Annotated in this window: 23 protein-coding genes; 12 read left to right on the top strand and 11 right to left on the bottom strand. The window is 39.8% G+C overall.

Annotation, left to right across the window (positions count from 1 at the left end; genetic code table 11):
• Positions 1–25: 25 nt before the first annotated feature.
• On the bottom strand, positions 26–1,546 hold the full coding sequence (exaC, locus tag GNP35_RS13225) for an acetaldehyde dehydrogenase ExaC (protein WP_155696589.1): 1,521 nt from the start codon (positions 1,544–1,546) through the stop codon (positions 26–28).
• 158 nt (positions 1,547–1,704) lie between these two features.
• Between exaC and GNP35_RS13220 the strand changes: the two genes are divergently transcribed.
• From GNP35_RS13220 to tuf, 5 genes are all read left to right on the top strand, one after another.
• Positions 1,705–2,613, top strand: coding sequence for an AraC family transcriptional regulator N-terminal domain-containing protein (locus GNP35_RS13220; RefSeq protein ID WP_155696587.1), 909 nt, complete (start codon positions 1,705–1,707; stop codon positions 2,611–2,613).
• Positions 2,614–2,804: 191 nt separating this feature from the next.
• Complete coding sequence (gene rpsL / locus GNP35_RS13215) at positions 2,805–3,179, top strand: 30S ribosomal protein S12 (protein ID WP_155696585.1); 375 nt, start codon at positions 2,805–2,807, stop codon at positions 3,177–3,179.
• Between the two features lie 77 nt (positions 3,180–3,256).
• Entirely contained in the window at positions 3,257–3,727 is a 471-nt protein-coding gene (gene rpsG / locus GNP35_RS13210; protein WP_155696583.1) for a 30S ribosomal protein S7, read from the top strand.
• A gap of 36 nt (positions 3,728–3,763) precedes the next feature.
• A complete protein-coding gene (gene fusA, locus GNP35_RS13205; protein WP_155696581.1) occupies positions 3,764–5,866 on the top strand; it encodes an elongation factor G in 2,103 nt (700 codons plus the stop codon).
• Positions 5,867–5,926: 60 nt separating this feature from the next.
• The gene (gene tuf / locus GNP35_RS13200) at positions 5,927–7,111 is read left to right on the top strand and encodes an elongation factor Tu (protein WP_155696579.1); all 1,185 of its coding nucleotides are present in this window, start codon (positions 5,927–5,929) and stop codon (positions 7,109–7,111) included.
• A gap of 102 nt (positions 7,112–7,213) precedes the next feature.
• Here the strand turns inward: tuf and GNP35_RS13195 are convergent, their stop codons facing one another.
• Entirely contained in the window at positions 7,214–7,444 is a 231-nt protein-coding gene (locus GNP35_RS13195) for a PGPGW domain-containing protein (protein ID WP_155696577.1), read from the bottom strand.
• A gap of 15 nt (positions 7,445–7,459) precedes the next feature.
• Positions 7,460–8,332 carry a DUF4097 family beta strand repeat-containing protein gene (locus GNP35_RS13190; RefSeq protein ID WP_155696575.1) on the bottom strand — a complete coding sequence of 291 codons (873 nt, stop codon included), beginning with the start codon at positions 8,330–8,332 and terminating at the stop codon, positions 7,460–7,462.
• A gap of 221 nt (positions 8,333–8,553) precedes the next feature.
• Here GNP35_RS13190 and GNP35_RS13185 point away from each other — a divergent pair, with 221 nt between their 5' ends.
• Positions 8,554–9,348: a M48 family metalloprotease gene (locus tag GNP35_RS13185; RefSeq protein ID WP_155696574.1), complete on the top strand. Its 795-nt coding sequence runs from the start codon at positions 8,554–8,556 to the stop codon at positions 9,346–9,348.
• Positions 9,349–9,429: 81 nt separating this feature from the next.
• On the opposite strand, the gene ahr is transcribed toward GNP35_RS13185, so the two are convergent.
• The 3 genes from ahr to GNP35_RS13170 form a co-directional block, all read right to left on the bottom strand.
• A complete protein-coding gene (gene ahr, locus GNP35_RS13180; protein ID WP_155696572.1) occupies positions 9,430–10,431 on the bottom strand; it encodes an NADPH-dependent aldehyde reductase Ahr in 1,002 nt (333 codons plus the stop codon).
• Positions 10,432–10,563: 132 nt separating this feature from the next.
• The gene (locus GNP35_RS13175) at positions 10,564–11,106 is read right to left on the bottom strand and encodes a hypothetical protein (protein ID WP_155696570.1); all 543 of its coding nucleotides are present in this window, start codon (positions 11,104–11,106) and stop codon (positions 10,564–10,566) included.
• 226 nt (positions 11,107–11,332) lie between these two features.
• Positions 11,333–11,812 (bottom strand): Spy/CpxP family protein refolding chaperone, encoded by a 480-nt coding sequence (locus GNP35_RS13170; RefSeq protein WP_155696568.1) that lies wholly within the window; start codon positions 11,810–11,812, stop codon positions 11,333–11,335.
• A gap of 216 nt (positions 11,813–12,028) precedes the next feature.
• Here GNP35_RS13170 and GNP35_RS13165 point away from each other — a divergent pair, with 216 nt between their 5' ends.
• The 4 genes from GNP35_RS13165 to GNP35_RS16390 all read left to right on the top strand — a co-directional run bounded on the left by GNP35_RS13165 (position 12,029) and on the right by GNP35_RS16390 (position 16,077).
• Positions 12,029–12,652 (top strand): response regulator, encoded by a 624-nt coding sequence (locus GNP35_RS13165; RefSeq protein ID WP_230961470.1) that lies wholly within the window; start codon positions 12,029–12,031, stop codon positions 12,650–12,652.
• Between the two features lie 16 nt (positions 12,653–12,668).
• On the top strand, positions 12,669–14,069 hold the full coding sequence (locus GNP35_RS13160) for an ATP-binding protein (RefSeq protein ID WP_155696566.1): 1,401 nt from the start codon (positions 12,669–12,671) through the stop codon (positions 14,067–14,069).
• 180 nt (positions 14,070–14,249) lie between these two features.
• Entirely contained in the window at positions 14,250–15,536 is a 1,287-nt protein-coding gene (locus GNP35_RS13155; RefSeq protein WP_155696564.1) for a multidrug effflux MFS transporter, read from the top strand.
• Between the two features lies 1 nt (position 15,537).
• Entirely contained in the window at positions 15,538–16,077 is a 540-nt protein-coding gene (locus GNP35_RS16390) for a prepilin-type N-terminal cleavage/methylation domain-containing protein (protein WP_155696562.1), read from the top strand.
• Here the strand turns inward: GNP35_RS16390 and msrA are convergent, their stop codons facing one another.
• Complete coding sequence (msrA, locus tag GNP35_RS13145) at positions 16,078–17,451, bottom strand: peptide-methionine (S)-S-oxide reductase MsrA (RefSeq protein WP_155696560.1); 1,374 nt, start codon at positions 17,449–17,451, stop codon at positions 16,078–16,080.
• Positions 17,452–17,715: 264 nt separating this feature from the next.
• Here msrA and GNP35_RS13140 point away from each other — a divergent pair, with 264 nt between their 5' ends.
• Positions 17,716–19,824 carry a TonB-dependent receptor gene (locus tag GNP35_RS13140; RefSeq protein ID WP_155696558.1) on the top strand — a complete coding sequence of 703 codons (2,109 nt, stop codon included), beginning with the start codon at positions 17,716–17,718 and terminating at the stop codon, positions 19,822–19,824.
• A gap of 141 nt (positions 19,825–19,965) precedes the next feature.
• Here the strand turns inward: GNP35_RS13140 and GNP35_RS13135 are convergent, their stop codons facing one another.
• A complete protein-coding gene (locus GNP35_RS13135; protein WP_196492523.1) occupies positions 19,966–20,478 on the bottom strand; it encodes a PepSY-associated TM helix domain-containing protein in 513 nt (170 codons plus the stop codon).
• Between the two features lie 89 nt (positions 20,479–20,567).
• Positions 20,568–21,047, bottom strand: a complete 480-nt coding sequence (locus GNP35_RS13130; RefSeq protein ID WP_155696555.1) for a DUF4920 domain-containing protein — start codon at positions 21,045–21,047, stop codon at positions 20,568–20,570.
• 168 nt (positions 21,048–21,215) lie between these two features.
• Here GNP35_RS13130 and GNP35_RS13125 point away from each other — a divergent pair, with 168 nt between their 5' ends.
• On the top strand, positions 21,216–21,614 hold the full coding sequence (locus GNP35_RS13125; RefSeq protein WP_155696553.1) for a histidine phosphatase family protein: 399 nt from the start codon (positions 21,216–21,218) through the stop codon (positions 21,612–21,614).
• A gap of 253 nt (positions 21,615–21,867) precedes the next feature.
• Here the strand turns inward: GNP35_RS13125 and GNP35_RS13120 are convergent, their stop codons facing one another.
• Together GNP35_RS13120 and GNP35_RS13115 are read right to left on the bottom strand one after the other, a co-directional pair.
• Positions 21,868–22,470: a hypothetical protein gene (locus GNP35_RS13120; RefSeq protein WP_155696551.1), complete on the bottom strand. Its 603-nt coding sequence runs from the start codon at positions 22,468–22,470 to the stop codon at positions 21,868–21,870.
• Positions 22,470–22,967, bottom strand: coding sequence for an RNA polymerase sigma factor (locus tag GNP35_RS13115; RefSeq protein ID WP_155696549.1), 498 nt, complete (start codon positions 22,965–22,967; stop codon positions 22,470–22,472). The genes GNP35_RS13120 and GNP35_RS13115 overlap by 1 nt, the downstream gene beginning before the upstream one ends.
• Positions 22,968–23,021 lie beyond the last annotated feature (54 nt).

Genomic DNA, 23,021 nt, shown 5'->3' with positions numbered 1-23,021 from the left:
TTTAAGGCGAATAAACTTTTACAGACTAAAAGAAGCCTAGTGGATTGGTGTCATAACTTACCAGTAAGTTTTTTGTTTGTTGGTAATGCTCTAATGCCATTTTATGTGTCTCTCTGCCCACTCCGGATTTTTTGTATCCACCGAATGCAGCATGCGCAGGATACATATGATAACAATTAGTCCAAACCCTACCGGCTTGAATGCCTCGGCCCATTTTAAATGCTTTATTTGTATCTCTAGTCCAAACACCAGCCCCTAAGCCAAATTCAGTTTGGTTTGCCAATGTTAACGCCTCGTCATCATCCTTGAACTTAGATACCGAAATAACCGGTCCAAAAATCTCTTCTTGGAAAATTCTCATATTATTATGACCTTCCAATAGAGTTGGTTGAATATAAAAGCCGTTGCTCAAGTCATCCGCTGATTTTTCAATTTCACCACCAATAAGGACTTTTGCGCCTTCTTTTTTACCTATTTCAATATAAGACAGTATTTTTTCAAACTGTTCTTGAGAAGCTTGAGCACCAACCATGGTTTCTGTGTCTAAAGGATCACCTCGTTTTATTTCTAAACTGCGTTGAATTACCTTTTCTATAAAGCGGTCATAAATATCTTCATGCACAAACAGTCGCGAAGGGCAGGTACAAACCTCGCCTTGGTTAAAGTAAGCCAGTACAGCGCCTTCAATACATTTACTTAGATAAGTATCTTCATGATCCATAACGTCGGCAAAGAATAGGTTAGGGGACTTCCCTCCTAACTCAACCGTAGATGGAATAATATTTTCAGCGGCACATTTGAGGATGTGTGAACCCACAGGTGTCGAGCCAGTGAAGGCAATCTTTGCGATTCGTTTATTGCTCGCTAATGCTTCGCCTGCTTCAATGCCAAAACCATTGACTATATTCAAAACACCAGCGGGTAAAACGTCTTGTATTAACTCTAATAAAACGAGTATTGAAACGGGTGTTTGTTCGGCTGGTTTAAGTACGACACAATTTCCGGCGGCTAATGCCGGGCCGAGCTTCCAAGCAGCCATTAAAATAGGAAAGTTCCAAGGAATAATTTGACCAACAACACCAAGTGGTTCGTGAATATGATACGACATAGTATGCTCGTCAAGCTCAGCTAAAGAACCTTCTTGAGCACGTAAACAGCCTGCAAAATATCTAAAATGATCAATGGCTAATGGGATGTCGGCTGCTAATGTTTCGCGAATTGCCTTGCCGTTGTCCCAGGTCTCTGCCACCGCCAACAACTCTAAGTTGGCTTCCATTATATCAGCTATTTTTAAAAGCTTGTTAGAACGTTCAGCTGCGGCAGTTTTCCCCCACGCATCTTTTGCTTTGTGTGCAGCGTCTAGTGCTAGTTCTATATCTTTATGGTTTGAGCGAGGTATTTTACAAAACGCTTTACCGTCAACGGGACTAACGTTGTCGAAGTAAACACCATCAACTGGTGCAACCCATTGTCCGCTAATAAAATTTGCGTAGGTTTCTTTAAAAGAGATGAGTGACTCTGCTGTTCCGGGTTTTGAATAGATCATAATAGTTTCCTGTTAATATTTAGTTGCTTATTGTTTTATTTTTGTGCTTAATATTTGTAGTTTTTTTAGACAAAACACAGGTTACATTAGTTGTATTTTCAAATGAGTTCTTTGCTGCTAGTTCATTTCTGTTAACTGGCAGTCCGCAGGGAGAAAGAATGATTAGCAATATAATAAAAAGAGAACCAAGAACATTAGTCGAAAACAAAATAAGCTTTGCCGCTGAGCACAGTGAATTGGGTATTTACGATACTTACCAAGCCGCTAAGAAAGTAGATTTACGCTCAGATCAAATCCTTTTTTGTGGCATGGTGACTGGCAAGAAGATAATGCATATTAACGGAGACAATATTGAATTCTCACCTCATGAATCCTTTATATTGGCACCAAACCAACTTGTTAAAATTGATTTTCCTTTAGCCAAGCTAGACTCTCCAACAACATGCATCGCAATTGAAATTGCCCCAGAACGAGTGCAGCAAGTTTCTGATAGCCTCAATAATTGTACTCCTATGCTGCAGGACTTTGGAGAGTGGCAATATAATCCTACCGCCTTACATACCCATCATTCAGAGCAAACTCAGCAATTATTGACTCGAATAGTGTCGCTATACTCTGAAAATAATCCAGACCGCGCATACCTTATTGACCTTGCCATTAATGAGCTTAGCGCTCGTTTGTTAAGACAGCAGTCTCGTGACTTTATAATTGCACATAGCGCAAAAGATCCTGAAGCCAATCAAATTAATCGAGTGATCCAATACATACTGGGTAATTTATCACTCCCGATAGATATTGATCATTTATGCAAAATTGCCCTAATGGGAAGAACAAAATTCTTTAATGTATTTAAAAATCACTTAGGTTGCACGCCAATTGCTTTTCAACAACAAGAGCGCTTAAAGCTAGCGGCAAAACTATTAGAGAAAGGTGTGCAAATCACAGAGGTTGGTTTTGAAGTTGGTTTTTTAAGTTCGAGTCATTTCAGCAAAGCGTTTAAGTGTTTTTTTGGCCAATCACCTAAATTTTACCAAATGAGCAAGCTAAAACCGCAAATCATTAATTAACCAGATCCTGGTGATCATAGCCATAAATAAAGAATATCCAGTTATTTGAGCGTGATACCGTCTTTTTACTTGATCCAGGGCACATTTGATTGACAGTTTAAAAACTGAACATTAGAATACGTCACCCCTAATTTTGGGGGAGGCGCAATAGTGCGCTAATGGGTAGTAACAACTAATCAGGAGCTTATTTAATGGCAACTATTAACCAGTTGGTACGTAAGCCTCGTCGCCAAAAGACAAAACGTAATATGTCTGAAGCATTGGACGCATGTCCTCAAAGACGTGGTGTATGTACTCGTGTTTATACAACAACACCTAAGAAGCCGAACTCTGCACTACGTAAAGTAGCTCGTGTTCGTCTAACGAATGGTAACGAAGTAACATCTTACATCGGCGGTGAAGGTCATAACCTTCAAGAGCACAGTGTAATCCTTATCCGTGGTGGTCGTGTTAAAGACTTACCAGGTGTACGATTCCACACTGTACGTGGCGCACTTGACTGTGCTGGCGTAGCTGATCGTAAAGTAGGCCGTTCTAAATACGGTACGAAGAAGCCAAAATCATAACGGTTCTCCGTTAGTAAGGCCAAGCAAACTTAATTTATTAGTTTTGGGATTATCCTGAAGCAACCGGAGAATTTAAAATGCCAAGAAGAAGAGTCGTAGGTCAACGTAAAGTTCTTCCAGATCCTAAGTTCGGATCGGAACTACTGACTAAATTCATCAACGTAGTAATGTTAGATGGTAAAAAAGCTGTTGCTGAAAAAATCATCTATAACGCGTTAGATGTAGCTGCTGAAAAAACAGGTAAAGATCACCTTGTAGTTTTAGACGAAGCTCTAGACAACGTCCGCCCTACAGTCGAGGTTAAATCTCGTCGTGTTGGTGGTTCTACATACCAAGTTCCTGTAGAAGTTCGTCCAGTTCGTCGTAACACTCTAGCCATGCGTTGGTTAGTTGAAGCTGCCCGTAAACGAGGTGAGAAATCTATGGCGTTACGTCTAGCTCACGAGATTGCTGATGCGATTGACAATAAAGGCTCTGCTGTTAAGAAACGTGAAGACGTTCATAAAATGGCTGACGCTAACAAAGCATTCGCTCACTACCGTTGGTAGAAACAAAAATAATAATACTGGAACAAAGAGGAATTTATGGCGCGTAAGACACCAATTGAGCGATACCGAAATATCGGAATCGTGGCTCACGTTGATGCTGGTAAAACAACAACAACTGAGCGTGTACTATTTTACACAGGTCTTTCTCATAAGATCGGTGAAGTACATGATGGTGCTGCTACCATGGACTGGATGGAGCAGGAGCAAGAACGTGGTATTACCATAACTTCTGCTGCTACAACCTGTTTTTGGCGCGGTATGGATGCTCAGTTTGATGAACACCGTATTAATATTATTGATACTCCGGGACACGTAGATTTCACTATTGAAGTTGAACGTTCTTTAAGAGTATTAGATGGTGCGGTTGTTGTGTTATGTGCGTCTTCTGGCGTACAGCCCCAAACTGAAACTGTATGGCGACAAGCTGATAAGTATCATGTGCCACGTATGGTATTCATTAATAAAATGGATCGTACCGGTGCGGATTTCTTCTCAGTTGTAAACCAAATTGAGAATCGCCTGGGGGCAACCCCTGTGCCAGTGCAATTGCCTATTGGAGCGGAAGATAACTTTCGTGGTGTAGTTGATCTTTTCAAAATGAAAGCGATTAACTGGACTGAATCTGATCAAGGCATGACCTTTACTTACGAAGATATTCCAGCTGACATGGCTGATGATGCAGAAGCTTACCGCCAAGAGATGATCGAAGCGGCTGCCGAAGCGAACGACGTGTTAATGGATAAATATTTAGAAGGTGAAGATCTCACTGAGCTCGAAATCAAAGATGCGTTACGTCAACGTACCTTAGATAACGAAATTGTTCTTTGTGCGTGTGGCTCAGCGTTCAAGAACAAAGGTGTTCAAGCCGTCCTCGATATGGTTGTCGAATTTATGCCTTCGCCAACCGAAGTTCCAGCTATTAAAGGTATTCTAGACAATGAGTCTGAGGGTGAACGTCAAGCCGACGATAACGCGCCATTTGCAGCGTTAGCCTTTAAGATAGCCACAGACCCATTTGTAGGAACCTTAACGTTTTTCAGAGTCTACTCTGGTGTCGTAAAAACTGGAGACAGTGTTTATAACCCAGTGAAAGGCAAAAAAGAACGCTTTGGGCGCATTGTTCAAATGCACTCAAATAACCGCGAAGAAATTAAAGAAGTACGCGCGGGAGATATTGCAGCTGCGGTAGGGTTAAAACAAGTTACTACTGGTGACACTTTGTGTGACAGTGATAACAAGATTACGCTAGAGCGTATGGAGTTCCCTGATCCAGTTATCTCAATTGCAGTAGAGCCAAGATCAAAACCTGACCAAGAAAAAATGGGTGTTGCGCTAGGTAAACTAGCGGCCGAAGATCCTTCTTTCCGTGTTGAAACGGATGAAGAATCAGGACAAACCATTATTTCTGGGATGGGTGAACTTCATCTAGACATAATTGTCGATCGTATGCGTCGAGAATTTAGTGTTGAATGTAACGTAGGTAAACCACAAGTGGCTTACCGAGAGTGCATTACAGCGCCTGTAGAGATTGAAGGTAAGTTTATACGTCAGTCTGGTGGTCGTGGCCAATATGGTCACGTATGGCTGAAGCTAGAGCCTATGAGTATTGAAGGCGATACCCCTTACGAGTTCAGTAATGAAATTGTAGGTGGTACAGTTCCTAAGGAATTTATTCCTGCGGTAGATAAAGGCATTCAAGAACAAATGAAAAGTGGTGTCCTTGCGGGATATCCAGTTCTTGGTGTTAAGGCAACATTATTTGACGGATCGTTTCATGATGTTGACTCTAACGAAATGGCGTTTAAAATTGCGGCATCGATGGCATTTAGAAATGGTGCCTTGGATGCTAAACCAAAACTTTTAGAACCAATGATGAAAGTAGAAGTTATCACACCTGAAGAATCTATGGGTGATGTAGTAGGTGACTTAAACAGACGTCGCGGGATGATAGAAGGGATGGACGAAGCGCCGGCGGGACTAAAAGCAATAAATGCTCAAGTGCCTTTAGCGGAAATGTTTGGCTATGCCACTGACTTGCGTTCAGCGACTCAGGGGCGTGCTTCATACTCGATGGAATTCCTAAAGTATGCGGAAGCGCCTAACAATGTTGCTGAAACTATTATGTCAGCAAGAAATTAAATTTTATTTTTAATATTTGTGTCTAAAATTAGATCACTTTCAATTTAAGGAAACTTAAAAATGGCAAGAGAAAAGTTTGAACGTACTAAACCGCACGTTAACGTTGGTACAATTGGTCACGTTGACCACGGTAAAACTACATTAACAGCTGCAATCTCTGCAGTTCTTTCTAAAACTTACGGTGGTGAGTCTCGCGATTTCGCACAAATCGATAATGCTCCAGAAGAGCGTGAGCGTGGTATTACAATCAATACTTCTCACATCGAGTACGATACTCCAACTCGTCACTACGCACACGTAGATTGTCCAGGACACGCCGATTATGTTAAAAACATGATCACTGGTGCTGCTCAAATGGACGGCGCGATCTTAGTTGTTGCTGCAACTGACGGCCCTATGCCTCAGACTCGTGAGCACATCCTACTTTCACGTCAGGTTGGTGTACCTTTCATCATCGTATTCATGAACAAATGTGACATGGTTGATGACGAAGAGTTACTAGAATTAGTAGAGATGGAAGTTCGTGAACTTCTTTCAGAATACGAATTCCCAGGTGACGACCTTCCACTAATCGCTGGTTCAGCTCTTAAAGCTCTTGAAGGCGAAGCAGAGTGGGAAGCGAAGATCATCGAACTAGCTGAAGCACTAGATACTTACATTCCAGAGCCAGAGCGTGACATCGATAAGCCATTCATCATGCCTATCGAAGACGTATTCTCAATTTCTGGTCGTGGTACAGTTGTAACAGGTCGTGTTGAGCAAGGTATCGTTAACACTGGTGACTCAGTAGAGATCGTTGGTATTAAAGACACAGTAACTACTACTTGTACTGGTGTTGAAATGTTCCGTAAATTGCTTGACGAAGGTCGTGCAGGTGAGAACATTGGTGCACTATTACGTGGTACTAAGCGTGAAGACGTAGAACGTGGTCAAGTATTAGCGAAGCCTGGTTCAATCCAGCCTCACACTAAATTTGAATCAGAAGTTTACGTACTTTCTAAAGAAGAAGGCGGACGTCACACTCCATTCTTCAAAGGTTACCGTCCACAGTTCTACTTCCGTACAACTGACGTAACTGGTGCTGTTGAGCTTCCAGAAGGCGTAGAAATGGTAATGCCTGGTGATAACATCAAGATGGTTGTTGAGCTAATCGCACCTATCGCGATGGACGAAGGTCTACGTTTCGCGATCCGTGAAGGCGGTCGTACAGTTGGTGCTGGTGTTGTAGCAACAGTAATCGCTTAATTCTGCTGAGTTAGGAAGTTAGCTTTAGAGTTAGCGGAATAACAAAGTAGATGAAAAAAAGCCCCGGTTCGTAAGAGCTGGGGCTTTTTTATTTGTAGTGATTTATCTGTATTTTCTTGCTCTAATTTTACTATCTATCCAGTTTGCGCTTTTCTTTAACATCAGTTGACATTTTTTGAGCCAAACTCGAGCAATCTCATATTCAAAGCTAAGAATATATAGTCCTGGTATTAACAATAATAAAGAAGGCCCAGGAACCACTATAAATATGAGGCCCATTAATACTAATGAACCTCCAACAAGGTGAATGAATAATTGTTTTAAAATATTCATTTATTACCTCCTAAGTTAATCATCAAGCGATACGGGTCCATTTATTTCTTTTATATAAAGTTGACCGCTGCCTGAACCGTTTATCTCTAAACCTTTAGTATTTTTAACAGTAATGTCACCGCTACCATCTTCGATATAAACTTTATTCATAATATTTTTGATAGATAAATTACCAGAGTCATCTAAAACTTTTGTAAAGCCATCAACATTTTTAATAGATAAAGAGCCAGAGCCGTCGTCGACGTCTACTCCACCTTTAATATTCTGAACCGACAAATCACCTGATCCATCATTCACAACAACGTCACCGCCGATGTCTCTAATATTAATATTTCCTGAACCGTCGGTAATATCTAAGTTGTTTGATACTTTTTCTATGGTTAGGTTACCAGAACCGTCATTTACTTTTACTGAGCCACCCACATCTGATAACTCGATAGAACCAGAACCATCATCTATATCAAGGTCACTACCAATACTTTCTACATTAATACTTCCAGAGCCGTCGCTAATAGATAGCGCAAGATGTTTAGGCATTGTTACATCTATGTCTATTTTAGTATTACTGCTGCCCCAAGAGCCAAACGAGTTACTAGCATATGCTACGAGTCGAGCTTCATCACCGGATTGAGTCAATGACAACTTATGGCTACGATCATCATCAGTCCAAACATGTGCTTTAACATTAATGCTTGTTTGCCCTTCCACGCCAATAATATTAATTGAGCCAGAGCCATTTTCTACCAATAACTGATTAATACTGTCTGCATTTAAGGTTAACTCTTCCTTAAACTCAACATCAGCTGCATGTGACTTACCTACATGAATAACACAGCCAGATAACGATAAACTTACAAGTAGGGCTGATGCGATTGCTTTTAATTTCATAATTTAATCCTTTTAAATACTTTATAGTTTGTTTTTAATAAGCAAAATATAGGCAAGCTTGCGAAAATATAAAAGTGTATAAAAATCAATGATTAATGAACTTTATAACTGTTCCTTAAATTGATGACGTGGCTTAATTAGCTATTTGTTAGGGAATTTGCTCAACAATCCGTGTAATCTTTATTATAGTTAATTTAAATCATTTAAAAGGCCTCTATTTAATGAAGTTCAAGTTAAAACTATTATCTGGTGTTTGTATTGCGTTGTGTCTATCCGCCTGCAGTACTTCTCCAACTGGTCGTAATCAAATTACCATGTTCTCAGGCGATAAAATGTCAGCAATGGGTTCAGAGTCATTTGAACAAATGAAAAAGGACATTCCAATAAGCTCAGATAAAAAGCTTACTGCCTATGTTCAGTGTGTTGCTGATCAAATAACGCCAAATGTAAGTAAAGAAGCTCACGATGGCAGCTGGGAAGTGGTTTTATTTGAATCAGATCAAATTAATGCCTTTGCGTTGCCAGGCGGCAAAATTGGCGTGTATACCGGCATACTCAAAGTGACTGAAAATCAAGATCAACTTGCAGCAATAATGGGACACGAAGTTGGGCATGTTATTGCAAATCATTCAAATGAAAGGCTGTCTTCTAATTCGGTAGCACAAGGTGCTTTACAAATTTCAGGGGTTTTATTGTCAGGACAAGATGAACAAACTCAAGGTTTAGTAATGGCTGGATTAGGTGTAGGTGTTCAATACGGTGTGCTCATGCCTTATGGTCGAACACATGAAAAAGAAGCTGACATTATTGGTCAAGAGCTAATGGCAAAGTCAGGTTTTAAACCTAAAGCGGCGGTTGATTTGTGGCACAATATGGCGAAGGCGAGTAGTGGTGCTCCACCAGAGTTTTTGTCTACTCACCCATCAAACGAAACTCGCATTAAAAAACTGACTGAGCACCTAAAAGTGACTCAGCCAATGTATAAAGTAAGTACTCAAAAGCCAAACTGTGGTTAACCAAAATCAGTTAACGATTAACCATCTTTAGTATTTGTTAGACTCTTTTAGCAAGCTTACTTTTTTAACGTATTAAGCTTGCTATTTTTCTAATACAACTCGATAACGAGCTTTACCACTTTCTACGTGCGCAATCGCGTTATTAATATCATCAAATTTAAACATTTCAACTTGAGGTTTGATGTTATGTTGATGCGCGAATTCTAACATTGCTTTGATTGTAGAGGGGCTTCCAACAGGCGATGATGAAATGGAACGTTGCTTCGCCATTAAACCAAATACGCCAATATCAAGAGGCTCAAGTGTTGCCCCTACAAAGTGAAGTCTGCCTTTTGGCTTTAAGGTAGAAATATACAAGTTCCAATCCAGCTTTACATTTACCGTTGAAAGAATGTAATCAAAAGAGCCAGCTGCTTTTTCTATATCAGCTTCACTCCGAGAGTTAATAGTGTGGTGCGCACCTAAAGACTTGGCTTCTTCAGTTTTACTCTCACTCGATGTAAAAGCAGTAACTTCACAACCCCAAGCATTTAAAAATTGCAACGCAATATGGCCAAGTCCACCAATTCCAATAACGGCAACTTTATCTGTTGGCTTTATATCAAACTGAACCATTGGGTTAAATACAGTGATACCGCCGCAAAATAAGGGACCGGCAGACTTTGTATCCATCCCGTCGGGCAGTGCAACAACAGATGCTTCATTTGCCTTTACTTGCTCTGCAAAACCACCATGTCTGCCAATAATTGTTGGTTGTGCGTGATCACACAAATTCTCATCACCCGTACCGCAACTGCTGCAAGCTTGGCAGTAGTCAGAATGCCAACCTAACCCAACGGTTTGGCCTACTTTTAGTGTTTTTACACTGCTTCCGACAGCATTTATCTTGCCGACTACTTCGTGGCCTGCTACTAAAGGGTAACTAGACATCCCCCATTCATTATTTAACATTGATAAATCTGAGTGACAAATTCCACAATATTCAACATCGATGAGTACTTCATTAGTATCCAAACTACCTAAATCGATGTCGATGAGAGACAAACTTCCGCCCGCTTCTTTTGCCGCATAAGCTTTAGCCATTATATATTCCTTGTTAATTTTTAGACGTTACTTGGTACGTTACGTATTTAATAATGAAATAGATTAATAGTAAGGATAGCCTGCTTTTTAGAGAAGGGCGGTAAGCTAGACAATAAGTTTACTTCGGTCTTCTTAGAATTGATAACGAGCCGAGAAGTTTAGATGACCTACATTATCTTCTCGGTTTTTGTTCTCTCCGTAACCAGCTTCAAACCTAAGTTTCCAACCTGATTGATTCAAGCCATTAAAACTATAACCGTAAAATAACGCTGCGCCTTGCGTTGTTTCATCTCCGAGTGCAGCTGAGATTGCGCAACCCAATGCGTCTGAAAATGCACCACCAATGATAGTGCCAAAATCATCATTTTTGTTATTGGCAGTGGTATCTATGTTTTCGCATTTATTATCCTTAATACCAACAGCGCCAATATATCCGCCTACTGAGTGACGCGGATTTTCTAATGCTTTTTCATATCCAATAGAAAAACCATCATCTAAGCCAATTTTATAATTTACAAAAATGTTTGATGAATCGTCCAATTTATAATTTGTTCCAACGGTTGCAAAATATGGATAGCCAGAACCTAAAGTAAAGTTCCAATCATCTTGCTTAGCTTGCGCTGTGTAGGAAAGGCTTGAAAATAACGCTAGCGTTAGAAGATTTTTATTAAGCATTTATTAGTCGTCCATGTAGTTGTTTTTGCTTTATTTTAGGGCTAACTTACAAGTAGACGCAATATTTTCACTGTAACAAAATGTACTTTTAGATTCTTTTACTATAGTTAAATTGTTATCAATTATCCGAATATGAAAAAGCAGCCACGGGTACTGCCCACTTGGCTGCTTCATTAAGTGATTCAGTTTCCAGCTTTAAGTTATAACGGAAACTGAAGTTAACTTCTTACGCTCGATCTTTACCACCGTGATGACGAGCTTTGCGTTGTTTTTTCTTTTTCCATTTAGCAATCTTTTCTTGCTGCTCTTCATTTAGAACTAACTGAACGGCTTTTTCAGTTTGAAGGCGTTTTACTTGCAATTTAGCTTTAAGAGCCGCTTGTTGGTTCGCTACATCTAACAATGATTGCTCGTCTAGCGCATCTGCTTTAGACAATGTACGCCACTGTTTTTTTAGTGACTTAAGACTCTCTTTATCAGCTTTTGTTTCCGATTTAGCCTGTTCAAAAATTTGCTTTATTTGGTTCTGTTGAGCTTCAGTCAAATCAAGCTTTTCTGCCACGCGCTCAGATAAAAGCATTGGGCCTCGCTTTTCCATATGAGCTTTACGTTCTTTATGTTTGCCTTCAGCGTGAGCTGGCTGGGTTGCAGAAACGGCTACTAACGCCACTACCGCAGACAATGATAAAAGTAATTTAGTATTCATAAGCACCTCGCTTTGTTAAGTTGATATTAATACTAAACCCTGCAATGCAAAGTAATGCCAAGGGAGTGCAAAGTAATGTAAAGATTAACGTTCATTGCTGTTTTTTGCTTAAAATGGCATTTCTACCTTAATAGCTGAGAAACTATCGTGGCAAAAAAATCTATTTTAATCATCGATGATGACACTGAACTTACGCAATTATTGTCCGAATACTTAATGTCTAATGACTTTGATGTAATGGCGCTACATGATGGGCAACAGGGCTTAGAGGCGGCGATAAAAGATGATTACGACCTAATATTACTCGACGTTATGTTACCAAGCTTAAATGGGTTTGAAGTTTTACAAAAACTGAGACAGGCCAAAGCAACGCCGGTAATCATGTTGACAGCTAAAGGCGAAGACTACGATCGGATCTATGGTTTAGAAGTGGGAGCGGACGACTATATAGCTAAACCGTTTAATCATAGAGAGTTGCTAGCTCGCGTAAAAGCGATGGTTCGTCGAGTTGATTTGCTCACTCAACCCCAAAATGGGCATACAATTACTTTTGAAGATATTGAGTTATGTATTCAATCAAGAAGTGCAAAAATTAACCAGCAGGCCATTACACTAACCGGTACTGAATTCGAGATTCTTATTTTACTGCTTAAAGATCCACTCAGCATCGTAAGCAAGGAAACCATAAGCCAAGAGGTGTTAGGTAGACGTTTGGCGGCTTATGACAGATCCATTGATATGCACGTAAGCAACTTGCGTAAAAAGATTGCCCAGTACTCAAATCATGAGCGGATTCATACAATAAGAGGTTCTGGTTACATAATGGTTGGCGGTAAGTAGTGGCTGGAGGTAGTTTATGGCGCGTTTAAACAGTTTGTTATTCAAAGTATTTGCATGGTTTTGGTCTTCAATAGCTATCACCATTGTTATTCTATTATTAATTAGTTCAGTGAGCTTTACCGATTTGGTATCTAAACCATTGGATTCTAGAAAAATCAGAGGAATAGAAAAGTACGCATTATTTATTGAGAAGCGCTTTAACAGTTTACCCACTAGCAAGCAGTTGCAGAGGTTATTGCATCGTTCGTCGAGAAAGAGAGTCTTGTTCTTAAAAGGCTCGACCTCAGAGATGTCGGTATTGAGTGGCCCGGTTCCTGAAAGTATTGACTTGAACTTATTAGCGGAAGTTGATGACTTAACGCCGCAATATATTTTTACAGAAAACTACCACGCCATTGGCCCCATTAAAGTAAAGATAAACAATGAGGTGTTTCATTTATACGAAGTAACGCCCAAACGTAACCCACCGTTACTTATTAAGTTTAGTTTGTTGCCCATTTGGCTGAAGTTTACCGTGCCTATTTTAGTCTCTTTAGGTTTGAGCTTCTTATTTACTCGTGGCATTGCAAGGCCAATTAGAGAGCTCAGAGATGCGGCTGAAAAAGTTGGTAAAGGTGAGCTAAGTAGCCGAGTGCCCAACAAATATGTGGGCAAGGATGAACTTGGTGAACTGTCTGCAGACTTTAATAGCATGGCTGAGCAGTTAGAGGCATCCATGGGTGTGCAACGACGTTTACTTGCCGATATATCACATGAGCTTCGTTCACCTCTTACAAGGCTGTCACTCGCCGTAGGTTTGGCAAAAGAGTCTAATGAAGAAAGACGAGAGGGTTACCTAGCTAGAATCGAAAAAGAAGCCGAGCAGCTTGACCAAATGATTGGCTCTGTTTTGATGCTGTCGCGTTTAGAAACAAAACAACAGCATTTAGATTTACAAGAATATGTACTGTCTGACGTTTTAATACCTGTATTACAAGATGCCGAATTTGAAGCCGAGTCATTAGGTAAAAAAATTAATATCGAGGCATTGCCAAACTTAAACATAAGGGTAGACAGAAAAATCGTATCTAGTGCAATTGAGAATATTCTCAGAAATGGTATTCGATATGCAAAAAGTCAGATCACTTTTGAGGCGAAAGTTGAAGGCAACAAGGTTCAACTCATTATTGAAGATGATGGACTTGGAATCCCAGATCATTTGTTGTCAAAAATCTCAGAACCGTTTTATCGTCATAGCGACGCTAGAGAAAGAAATAGTGGCGGGGCAGGTTTAGGCTTAGCTATAGCGAAAAAAGCCATGACGGCTCATTCTGGCTATTTATTATTAAGTAATAAGCCTACTGGTGGTCTTAGTGTTGAACTAGTCTTCAACAGTTTGGCAGAGGCAACCCAAAATACACAGTCACCTAAAGGGTAAAGTGACTGTCTTGAAATAGTTTGATAATTAAGCGGCTTTTATTAAGTCGCTTCTTTCAGGTTAATAATTCACTAAAAACAAATCACCCATCTTGTGAAAAACGAGAAAACCTACCTATAATGCGGCTGATTATAATATTCTAAAATCATCGTATCTAGAATGTATTCGCCGGAGGTTTAGTTGTCCTATTCGTTTTCCCCTATCGTCAAAAATAATAGTAATTTAGGTAAAAAAGGCATTGTTTGGTTAATGATGCTGTTTATGATCTTAAACCTATTGCCTGTGGATATTTATTTACCAGCGGTACAGTTAATCGCGACCGACCTAAATACCTCTGTTGATAACGTGCAACTAGGCATCTTTTTTTACTTAATAAGTATGGGAGTTGGGCAGTTATTTTTAGGAGCGTTGTCAGACAAGTATGGAAGAAAGCCTATCGCTTTGGTTTCGTTATTTGTTTATATACTGGCATCAATACTGGCAACAATATCAACTAACCTCGAAACACTCATTGCCAGTCGACTTATTCAAGGCATTGGTGCTTGTGGTTGTGCTGTGACCGCGCTAGCGGTTGTACGTGATTTATTTGATGAAGATGAAAGCGCAAAAATATACTCAATTTTGAACGGCGCACAAAGTATTGTCCCTGCACTTGCACCTTTATTAGGTGGTTTGATATCAGTACAGCTAGGTTGGCGTTATTGTTTTGCATTGCTGGTGGTTTTAGGAGCAATGACGTTTGTATTTACTAAATTTAAAATGGGCGAAACAAACCAATCGGTAAAGCTTCAAAGCTTGGATTCAGGTAAGTCATCAACGATTGGAAATACAGTGAGGGAAGCCAATACAATCCCTCCTGAATCAAGCTCGACAGAGTCAAATAAGAGTTTTTGGTATATATTGTCTCACGCTAATTTCACGCCTAATGCAATCGCGTCAATGGCCTCAATGGCTTTTATTGTTCAGTATGTTGTTAAGTCACCAGTGTTATTAATTGATAACTTAGGCTTAACGCCAACGGAGTTTTCGTTAGTTTTTGGCAGTAATGCTTTTTTAATTATGTTTGCGGCGTTTTGCGCAACTAAACTTATCGGCCTGCTTTCCGCAAGAACAACATGCAATATAGGTTTGTTGCTAATGGGGATTTCGTCAGCTATGTTTTTTGTAGTACCTAACCCCGAGTCATTAATTCAATATTTACTATTTTTGAGTATAGGCAGTTTTGGTTTCTCTTTTAGTTTAGGAAGCTCTATAGGTATGGCGCTAGCTCCGTTCCCTGAATGTGCAGGCAAAGCATCATCAGTATTAGGGTTCCTACAATTTACGGTTACTTCAATTGTTGGGATTATTGTTGGCTATTATTTTCCAAGTGGTGCAATGTCGTTGGCCATAACCGTACCTGCATTTGCATTGGTGAGTGTATTACTGGATTTCTACTTAAATCGTTCTAGTAAAATAAAGGAATAAAATGAAAAATCGTCAGTCTCAAGGTTTTACGTTAATCGAACTTATAATAGTCATTGTTATTTTAGGTATTTTAGCCGTAACTGCAGGGCCTAAACTGATAGGTATATCTTCAGATGCGCGTATTTCCATACTGCAAGGTATTCAGGGTGCAATGAAGTCTTCTATGTCTATGACCTTATCTTACGGTCATGTACAAGGTGTAACAAATGCCCTTAACCAAGACTTAACGTTACCAAATGGCGAAGTTGTAAGGTTAGACTATGGGTATCCAGAGCACAGTTGGGAAACCGCTTGGCAACAAATGTTAGAGGGTGACTTTGAACTCAAAAGCTCAGGCGGAATTTGTGATGGCGACGCTGATCTTTGTGTAGATAGTGACTTTAATATTGGTGGTGATGTCAGTGTGGCTGGCTCTTCGAGCGCTATGGTTATTTGGCCTAATGGCGTAAGTACCGCGGACAATTGCTACGTTTATTACGCTTACAGCGCAGCAAGTCGAGGAAATGAACCTGTTATAGGCGCAATCCTCGACGGTTGTTAACTAAGTTCTAGGCACAAAATCCAAAACTGTTGCATTGATACAGTATCGTTTACCACCATTAGGACCATCATTAAAAACATGACCTAAATGAATACCGGTAATCTTAGCTCTAACTTCAGTTCGTTCCATGCCAAAAGAGTTATCTTCATGGTAAGTCACAGAATCTTCAATCGCACTATGAAAAGACAACCAGCCCGTACCAGAATTAAATCGGTCAGAGGTATCAAACAGCGGCGCACCAGATAAACTGTCGATAAAAACGCCTGGTGGGGTATTCTTAAATTTGTCGTAAGCTTTGCAAAAACGGTTATCGGTGCCTTTACCAAATGCCACCTTAAAAGCCTCGGTATCCCCAAGTTTGAATGCCCCCAGCGCCTTATAAAAAGAGTCGCTGCTCATATAACCCATATGACCTAAGCGCTCTTTACCATCTTCAATAAACAAAATGGTTGGCGTACCAAAAGTTGGCGACGAAATCGTTAACCCATCTAATTGGCTCGCTAAACGGAAGTGCAACGGTATATCGCCAGCATAATCATTGGTCACGTCCTCTTTAAAACGTTCGCAATAAGGGCAGTTTGGTGCATCGATGACAACAATTTGTTTACCCGTAAGAAGGCCAATATTGTCCACTTTTGTTGGTGGTTCAGTCATCTTTTTTGCGAGCAGCGGCCAGTCTTCAAACGTTACGCCAGTGCTGTGATCAGGGCAGTAGCCATTTGGGTTTCTAGCAATATAATCTTGATGGTAATCTTCAGCAGGGTAAAACTTATCCAATGGTTTAATTTGGGTTTGAATTAAACCTTTACCTTTTTCATTTAAACGTTGCTGAAAGGTTTTCGTTAAACGAGTTGCAATGTCAGCTTGTTGTTCAGAATTATAAAGAATAGTTGAGCGATACTGAGTGCCAACATCATTTCCCTGTCTATTTTTTTGAGTAGGGTCATGCATTTCATAAAACAGTTTAATTAAAGTGCTCGTGGCAATGACACTCTGATCATATTCAACGCGGATAACTTCAGCAAAATTATCGTCATTAAACTTCTGCTTTAATTTTGTGATTTCGCGATAAGTAGGTTTTAATCCTCGCCCGTCCGCATATCCAGATAAAACATTAATAACACCAGGAAGTGCTTCAAAGCGTTTTTCGGCACCCCAAAAACAACCTAAGCCTAAAACTAAGGTTTGATGCTGTATTGTCGCGTCGGAAATGTCAGAGGACTCAAGCAATTCAGTAGCTTGATTTATATCACTAAACTGACTTTGTCCTAGTTTAGCCTGTGTAGGTGAGGCTTGAATAGATTTAAAAGAAAGCCCAATCAATGCCACAAGTAAAGCAACAACAGCAAATTTTAACGTCGCATTATAATTCATAATTTATTCCAGTTCTTTTTACAATAAACCGTGAAAGCCACAAAAAACTTTCAAAAAGATTAAACGAAAAATCATCGAAGACCGATCAGGCGTGGGGGATATTCGCCATTTAAAATCTAGTTTGAATGTCATAAATCGACAATTCCACAAACTAACAATATGAGTTAATTTTATCTGCATCCAATTTTATTAGGTATCCGTATAATACGGGCAATAAGAAAAGCCCACTGGCTGTTTTCTAATAAAGATTTGAAAGGATACATAATGAAGCATAATCAATGGCTGTTACCAATCGTTCTTGGCTCAACAGCACTGCCATTTTCTACCTTAGCAGAAACCAGCGACTCGGCTGGCCCAGAAAATGAGACGCTTGAAACTATTACCGTTGAAGGCCGTAAAACGAATCTAATTGGCGATGCAATATCCGCATCTGAAGGCATAGTTGGCCAAGAAGAAATTTCAATACGACCACTATTAAGAACCGGTGAAGTACTAGAATTAGTGCCAGGAATGGTTGTGACTCAACATAGTGGTACAGGCAAAGCGAATCAGTACTTTTTACGAGGCTTTAATCTAGACCATGGCACCGATTTCTCAACTTTTGTTGATGGCATGCCAGTTAACATGCGCTCGCACGGGCATGGGCAAGGTTACACCGATTTAAACTTTTTAATACCAGAAAGTGTTGAACGATTGAGCTACAAAAAGGGCTCTTATTATGCCGATGTTGGCGACTTCAGTGGTGCGGGTCATGCGGCTTTCTCTACGTTTAAAAAGGTAGAACAAGGACAAGTTGAGCTAACGCTAGGCGAAGATAACTATCATCGTTTTGTTGTACTCAATGATGCCCAAATAGCCGGTGGCGATACATTATATGCGTTTTCTCATACTGGCTATAATGGACCTTGGACTGACATTGACGAAGACTTAGACAAAACTAATTTATTGCTAAAGCAAACTTATGAATTAGAAGACGGCTTTATTAGTGCTACATTTATGGCGTATGACAATACGTGGAATAGTGCTGACCAAATACCTGGTCGCGCGGTTGAATCCGGTTTAATTGATGAGCTAGGTTCAATTGATACTAGCGTGGGAGGTGAGTCTTCGCGTTATAGTTTAAGTGTTGATTGGCAACAAGGTCAGTGGCAAGCCAATGCGTATGCCATTAATTACGACATGACTTTATGGTCAAACTTCACTTATTTGCTAGACGATAATGTTGATGGCGATCAGTTTGAACAAGTAGATGACCGCACAATTTGGGGTGGTTCGTTAAGTTATAAATTAGACGAAATAAAGTTATCTAATGACATGGCAATGAACAACTTAGTTGGAATTGAGCTTCGTAACGATGACGTTGCAGAAGTGGGTTTATTCCGCACTAAAGAACGCCAACGTCTAGGAACTATTCGCAGAGATAGTGTGGATGAATTTAGCCTAGGTGCGTATTGGCAAAACAGTATTGATTGGAACGAACGCGTTCGCACTGTGATTGGTCTACGCCATGATTATTATGACTTTGATGTTCGTGATCGCGTTGGTAATGGAGCAACGTCTACAAATATTAATAATGTGAACCTTGCAGCCAATAGTGGTGAGTCTGACGATAGCCAAACTTCTTTAAAAGCCAATGTGATTTATTCAATCAATGACGCTTGGGAAGGCTATCTTTCTTATGGCCAGGGTTTTCACTCAAATGACGCTAGAGGCACAACTATACGCATTGACCCATCAAACGGTGAGGCTGTTGATGCAGTAGATCCACTTGTAAAATCAACAGGCTATGAGCTTGGTTTGCGCGGTTACATGAGTGAACTGTTTAATGTCTCTATTGCATTGTGGCAATTAGACTTAGACAGCGAATTACTATTTGTTGGCGATGCTGGTAATACTGAAGCAAGCGACGCTTCTGAACGCCATGGTTTAGAGTTAACAACTTATTACTACTTTAATGAAACGCTAAGTGTTGATTTAGAATATGCCTATACAGAAGCAAAATTTGCGGGTAACCCAGAAGGCGGAGATCTAATCCCGGGAGCACCAAAGCACGTTGTACAAGCCGGTGTAAATGTCGATATTGACGAAGCTTGGTTTGGTAGTTTTAGAGTAAGGTATTTTGGTAAGAGACCATTAATCGAAGACGGTTCGGTATACTCTGATGCGAGCTTTATCAGTAACTTAAGAGTAGGTTACCGTGATGGTCCACTAACGTATAAAGTTGATGTTCTAAACTTAACGAACAGTAACGACCATGACATTGACTACTTTTATGAGTCTCAACTAGCGTCAGAAATGAACCCAGTTGAAGATGTTCATTATCACGTGTTTGAACCGCGTACTATTAGGTTGTCGGTAAACTACCAATTTTAATATTGAGTAATAGCACAACGACAAAAAGTAGTTGAGCTATGCCTAAAACGAGCTGAGCTACGGTGAAAAATAGCTGAGTCATGCTTAACGTTAGCTGAGCTATCGCCAAAGTAAAAAGCCGAACTTGTGTCGGCTTTTTTATTAACTGCTGTACATAACCACAAAACCAATAGGAATAGCGATACCAGCAATAATTAACAATCCTCTTTTGCCTAACGGACCGTACTTGCCTTTGACCATAAACAAGGCTGAAAGCGATAAAAATATTAACATGACCGCATAAGCGTCAGAAAAATAGGTCCATGCCTTTCGTGCTTCGTTTAAATGTAAAAAGTTTGCGGCTCGCAGTAATACTCTTGGTTTCACCTGCTCAATCACTACTTCGTTGTTTGCTGGCGAAATAATTAACGTATGATTTTGTTTGCTAAATAGCTTTAAGCGATTAGGTGTCTCCCAAAACTGAGCTTTAATCGTAGTTTGCAAATTAAGCTCAGCTAATAACCATTGCTCAAACTCTTTTTGCTCAAAATCCAGTTTCTCAATCTGATCAGAAAGGCCAATAAGCGTTACGGTTTCCTGGGTGACATCGTAGTTTGGGTTCCAGTCTTCAACATGATTCACGGCAATGCCAGACACAGCAAAGATTAACGTCATACCAATGCAAAAATAGCCTATGTCGCGATGTAATGACCGATTTAACTTAAGCCAATTAACGGATTTAAACCAATTAATGGACTTAGACATTAATCGACAATCGTCACGCCATGAGGCGCAAGTTGATAAACGGTTATCGCTTCAGTTACAGAGTCAGGATCAAAGCTTTCTTGCATCTCTTCGGCCTGATAAGCCAAATACTGCTTGGTGCGCTCTAAAGTCATAGGAAAACCTTGAATCTTACCAGTTGCGAATGCTGTTTTTCCCATTGCGGTCATAGGAAATACCATGTCACCATCTCTTACTTTAACTTTAAACGTTTGAAATTTTTTGTCTGACGTCAGTTCCATCCAACATCCACGTTTCTTACAAACCTTAACAATAGTGCCCTTTATCGTAACGTCTTTATCAAGGTAATCATCTGGAGACGCCAAAATCGTCGATATTTTTGAAACATTATCAGTGTTGGCGCCAGAGCCGAATGTTTGAGGGCTTGACGTTGCCAAGACACTCCATGATGCTGCGGCTAATATTATGACCAAGTTAATTATTATTGAATTAATTTTCATCGTTTCACCTACTTATTGGTAGAAAGGTTAACAGCGACTTCTTGTTGTTTAACGAAAATTATCATCAAATGTAGCCATGCGTCGCTATGTAGCTATTATGTAAATAGTTATGTAGTTATGTAGTTATGTAGTTATGTAGTTAGTAATGTAATTAGAAAGGACTCAAACATGAAGCAATTTAATGCAAAAGCAATGATCTTATTCTTCACACTTAGTATGGCTTTATTTACGGCTGATATTGAAGCGAAAAACAATGCGTTAGACACCAGTGATACTTTTCATATTTATTTAGTGAGGCACGCCGAAAAAGATACAGAAGGGTATCCGAATAGTAAAAACCCACCTTTGACTAAGTGCGGGAATACACGAGCGGAACGACTTGCCAGCATGTTAGCTAATACAGCAATACAAACAATTTACAGCACTGAATACCTTCGTACACAGCGAAACAGCAGCTCCTACGGCGACAAACAGAATTTACCGATTACTAGTTACAACCCTAGAGAGTTAACCGCATTTGCAACACGCTCCTCCAGAAACAGAAACCGTACTGGTGGTAGGGCATAGCAATACAACAGACAAACTTGCGTCAATATTATCAGGACAGAAGGTGAGCCAGATTGATGAGTCTGAATATGATCATTTGTTTATCGTGTCACGCTTTGGTAAAAAAGCCTCGCTGCAGCGGTTACAGCAAGGCTTTGTTTGTGATGAGTAGTTTGTTGAATGAGTCGTTAGTTTAACGAAATAGGTTCATTTGTTACCCAACCATCCTTAGGTTAACTTACATAGTTGTTTACTGCATGATTGTATACTTTTGTTATTTAGGTAAGTGACTAGATAATCTCTCTATGTGACTCTCTAACAGGGCTTTTTGTTTTTTTAGCCAAATAAAAATGCCAACAAAAAGTACGCTGCAACTCAGTGCAACACCGCCCACTAAGTAGTGTTTTATTTCTAGTGTTTTACTAAACGCTACAAATACAATCAACGCCACTAACAACGTACTCATTACCAAAGCTATTACACAAATAAATCGGCTAAAAGCAATTGCTTTTAAGTTACCTTTTGACTGATTTATTAACGTCAATATGTGGTGATGCGTAGTGTTTGCAGAAGTTTGGTTTGAGCGCCTTGTTGAAAAAACAGTAAATAAACCAACAGATATAGAAAGAGCTAAAAAAACCGAATACAAGACTGTATCCGCGACAGATGGCAATCCAGCATACATTTCAAAGATGATATAGCTAGATAGTGCAACACTGGCAATCAATGAAAGGATGGTTGCCACTTTGTCATTAAGGTTTTGCTTATTTATTTGCTCTATTAAATCCTGATCAGATGGCAGTGCATTACTGAGGCCATCATCGTTTGCATTCCAGTTTTGGATTAAGTCGTCCCAAGCGTTTTGTTGTTGATTCATTATTCTCTCTCCAATAGCTTGTTAAGTTTGGTTTTTGCTCTGTTTAATTGCACTCCAACATTAGTCACCGAAAGGCCGGATATATCAGCCATGTCGTTGTAACAAACACCTTCTAAAGACAAAGTAATTAACTGTCTTTGTATAATGGGTAATTTTCCTATCTTGTTTGTTAAATAACTCAATGACTGCAAGGCACTAACATGAGATTCAATATCACTTCTTTTGCATTCGATACTGTCTGTCAGCTCGTCAAAGTTTTGGTTTTTACGCTGTTTAGTCACGTGAGTTAACGCTTGGTTATAAGCAACTTTATAGATAAATGTATGTAGAGAGCTTTGTTCTTTAAACGAAGCTAAAGCCTGCCAAATAGCAACAAACATCTCCTGAAGTAGGTCAAGTCGTAAAGTAGGATCAGCTTCAAAAGTCGAAGCCACTTTGAATAGTGAAAGTCGATATTTAGAAATAATTGATTCGAAGTTTTGCTGATATTCAGACATAACCGACCTTCGGAAAAGTTAACCTTGGGCCGGAATAACTGAGATTAAGTTGAT

Source organism: Psychrosphaera haliotis (genome assembly GCF_009728465.1).
Classification (GTDB): Bacteria; Pseudomonadota; Gammaproteobacteria; order Enterobacterales; family Alteromonadaceae; genus Psychrosphaera; species Psychrosphaera haliotis.
This window is presented reverse-complemented; position numbering and strand designations above follow the sequence as displayed.

Bases quoted from the DNA above. Each gene is read 5' to 3' on its own strand.
- GNP35_RS13140 (WP_155696558.1), top strand. From the start codon at position 17,716: ATGAAGCATAATCAATGGCTGTTACCAATCGTTCTTGGCTCAACAGCA.
- tuf (WP_155696579.1), top strand. From the start codon at position 5,927: ATGGCAAGAGAAAAGTTTGAACGTACTAAACCGCACGTTAACGTTGGT.
- GNP35_RS13135 (WP_196492523.1), bottom strand. From the start codon at position 20,478: ATGACGTTAATCTTTGCTGTGTCTGGCATTGCCGTGAATCATGTTGAA.
- GNP35_RS13170 (WP_155696568.1), bottom strand. From the start codon at position 11,812: ATGAATACTAAATTACTTTTATCATTGTCTGCGGTAGTGGCGTTAGTA.
- GNP35_RS13125 (WP_155696553.1), top strand. From the start codon at position 21,216: ATGAAGCAATTTAATGCAAAAGCAATGATCTTATTCTTCACACTTAGT.
- GNP35_RS13175 (WP_155696570.1), bottom strand. From the start codon at position 11,106: ATGCTTAATAAAAATCTTCTAACGCTAGCGTTATTTTCAAGCCTTTCC.
- GNP35_RS16390 (WP_155696562.1), top strand. From the start codon at position 15,538: ATGAAAAATCGTCAGTCTCAAGGTTTTACGTTAATCGAACTTATAATA.
- GNP35_RS13195 (WP_155696577.1), bottom strand. From the start codon at position 7,444: ATGAATATTTTAAAACAATTATTCATTCACCTTGTTGGAGGTTCATTA.
- GNP35_RS13185 (WP_155696574.1), top strand. From the start codon at position 8,554: ATGAAGTTCAAGTTAAAACTATTATCTGGTGTTTGTATTGCGTTGTGT.
- msrA (WP_155696560.1), bottom strand. From the start codon at position 17,451: ATGAATTATAATGCGACGTTAAAATTTGCTGTTGTTGCTTTACTTGTG.
- fusA (WP_155696581.1), top strand. From the start codon at position 3,764: ATGGCGCGTAAGACACCAATTGAGCGATACCGAAATATCGGAATCGTG.
- rpsL (WP_155696585.1), top strand. From the start codon at position 2,805: ATGGCAACTATTAACCAGTTGGTACGTAAGCCTCGTCGCCAAAAGACA.
- GNP35_RS13165 (WP_230961470.1), top strand. From the start codon at position 12,029: ATGTCTAATGACTTTGATGTAATGGCGCTACATGATGGGCAACAGGGC.
- GNP35_RS13115 (WP_155696549.1), bottom strand. From the start codon at position 22,967: ATGTCTGAATATCAGCAAAACTTCGAATCAATTATTTCTAAATATCGA.
- ahr (WP_155696572.1), bottom strand. From the start codon at position 10,431: ATGGCTAAAGCTTATGCGGCAAAAGAAGCGGGCGGAAGTTTGTCTCTC.
- GNP35_RS13160 (WP_155696566.1), top strand. From the start codon at position 12,669: ATGGCGCGTTTAAACAGTTTGTTATTCAAAGTATTTGCATGGTTTTGG.
- GNP35_RS13130 (WP_155696555.1), bottom strand. From the start codon at position 21,047: ATGAAAATTAATTCAATAATAATTAACTTGGTCATAATATTAGCCGCA.
- exaC (WP_155696589.1), bottom strand. From the start codon at position 1,546: ATGATCTATTCAAAACCCGGAACAGCAGAGTCACTCATCTCTTTTAAA.
- GNP35_RS13220 (WP_155696587.1), top strand. From the start codon at position 1,705: ATGATTAGCAATATAATAAAAAGAGAACCAAGAACATTAGTCGAAAAC.
- GNP35_RS13190 (WP_155696575.1), bottom strand. From the start codon at position 8,332: ATGAAATTAAAAGCAATCGCATCAGCCCTACTTGTAAGTTTATCGTTA.
- GNP35_RS13120 (WP_155696551.1), bottom strand. From the start codon at position 22,470: ATGAATCAACAACAAAACGCTTGGGACGACTTAATCCAAAACTGGAAT.
- rpsG (WP_155696583.1), top strand. From the start codon at position 3,257: ATGCCAAGAAGAAGAGTCGTAGGTCAACGTAAAGTTCTTCCAGATCCT.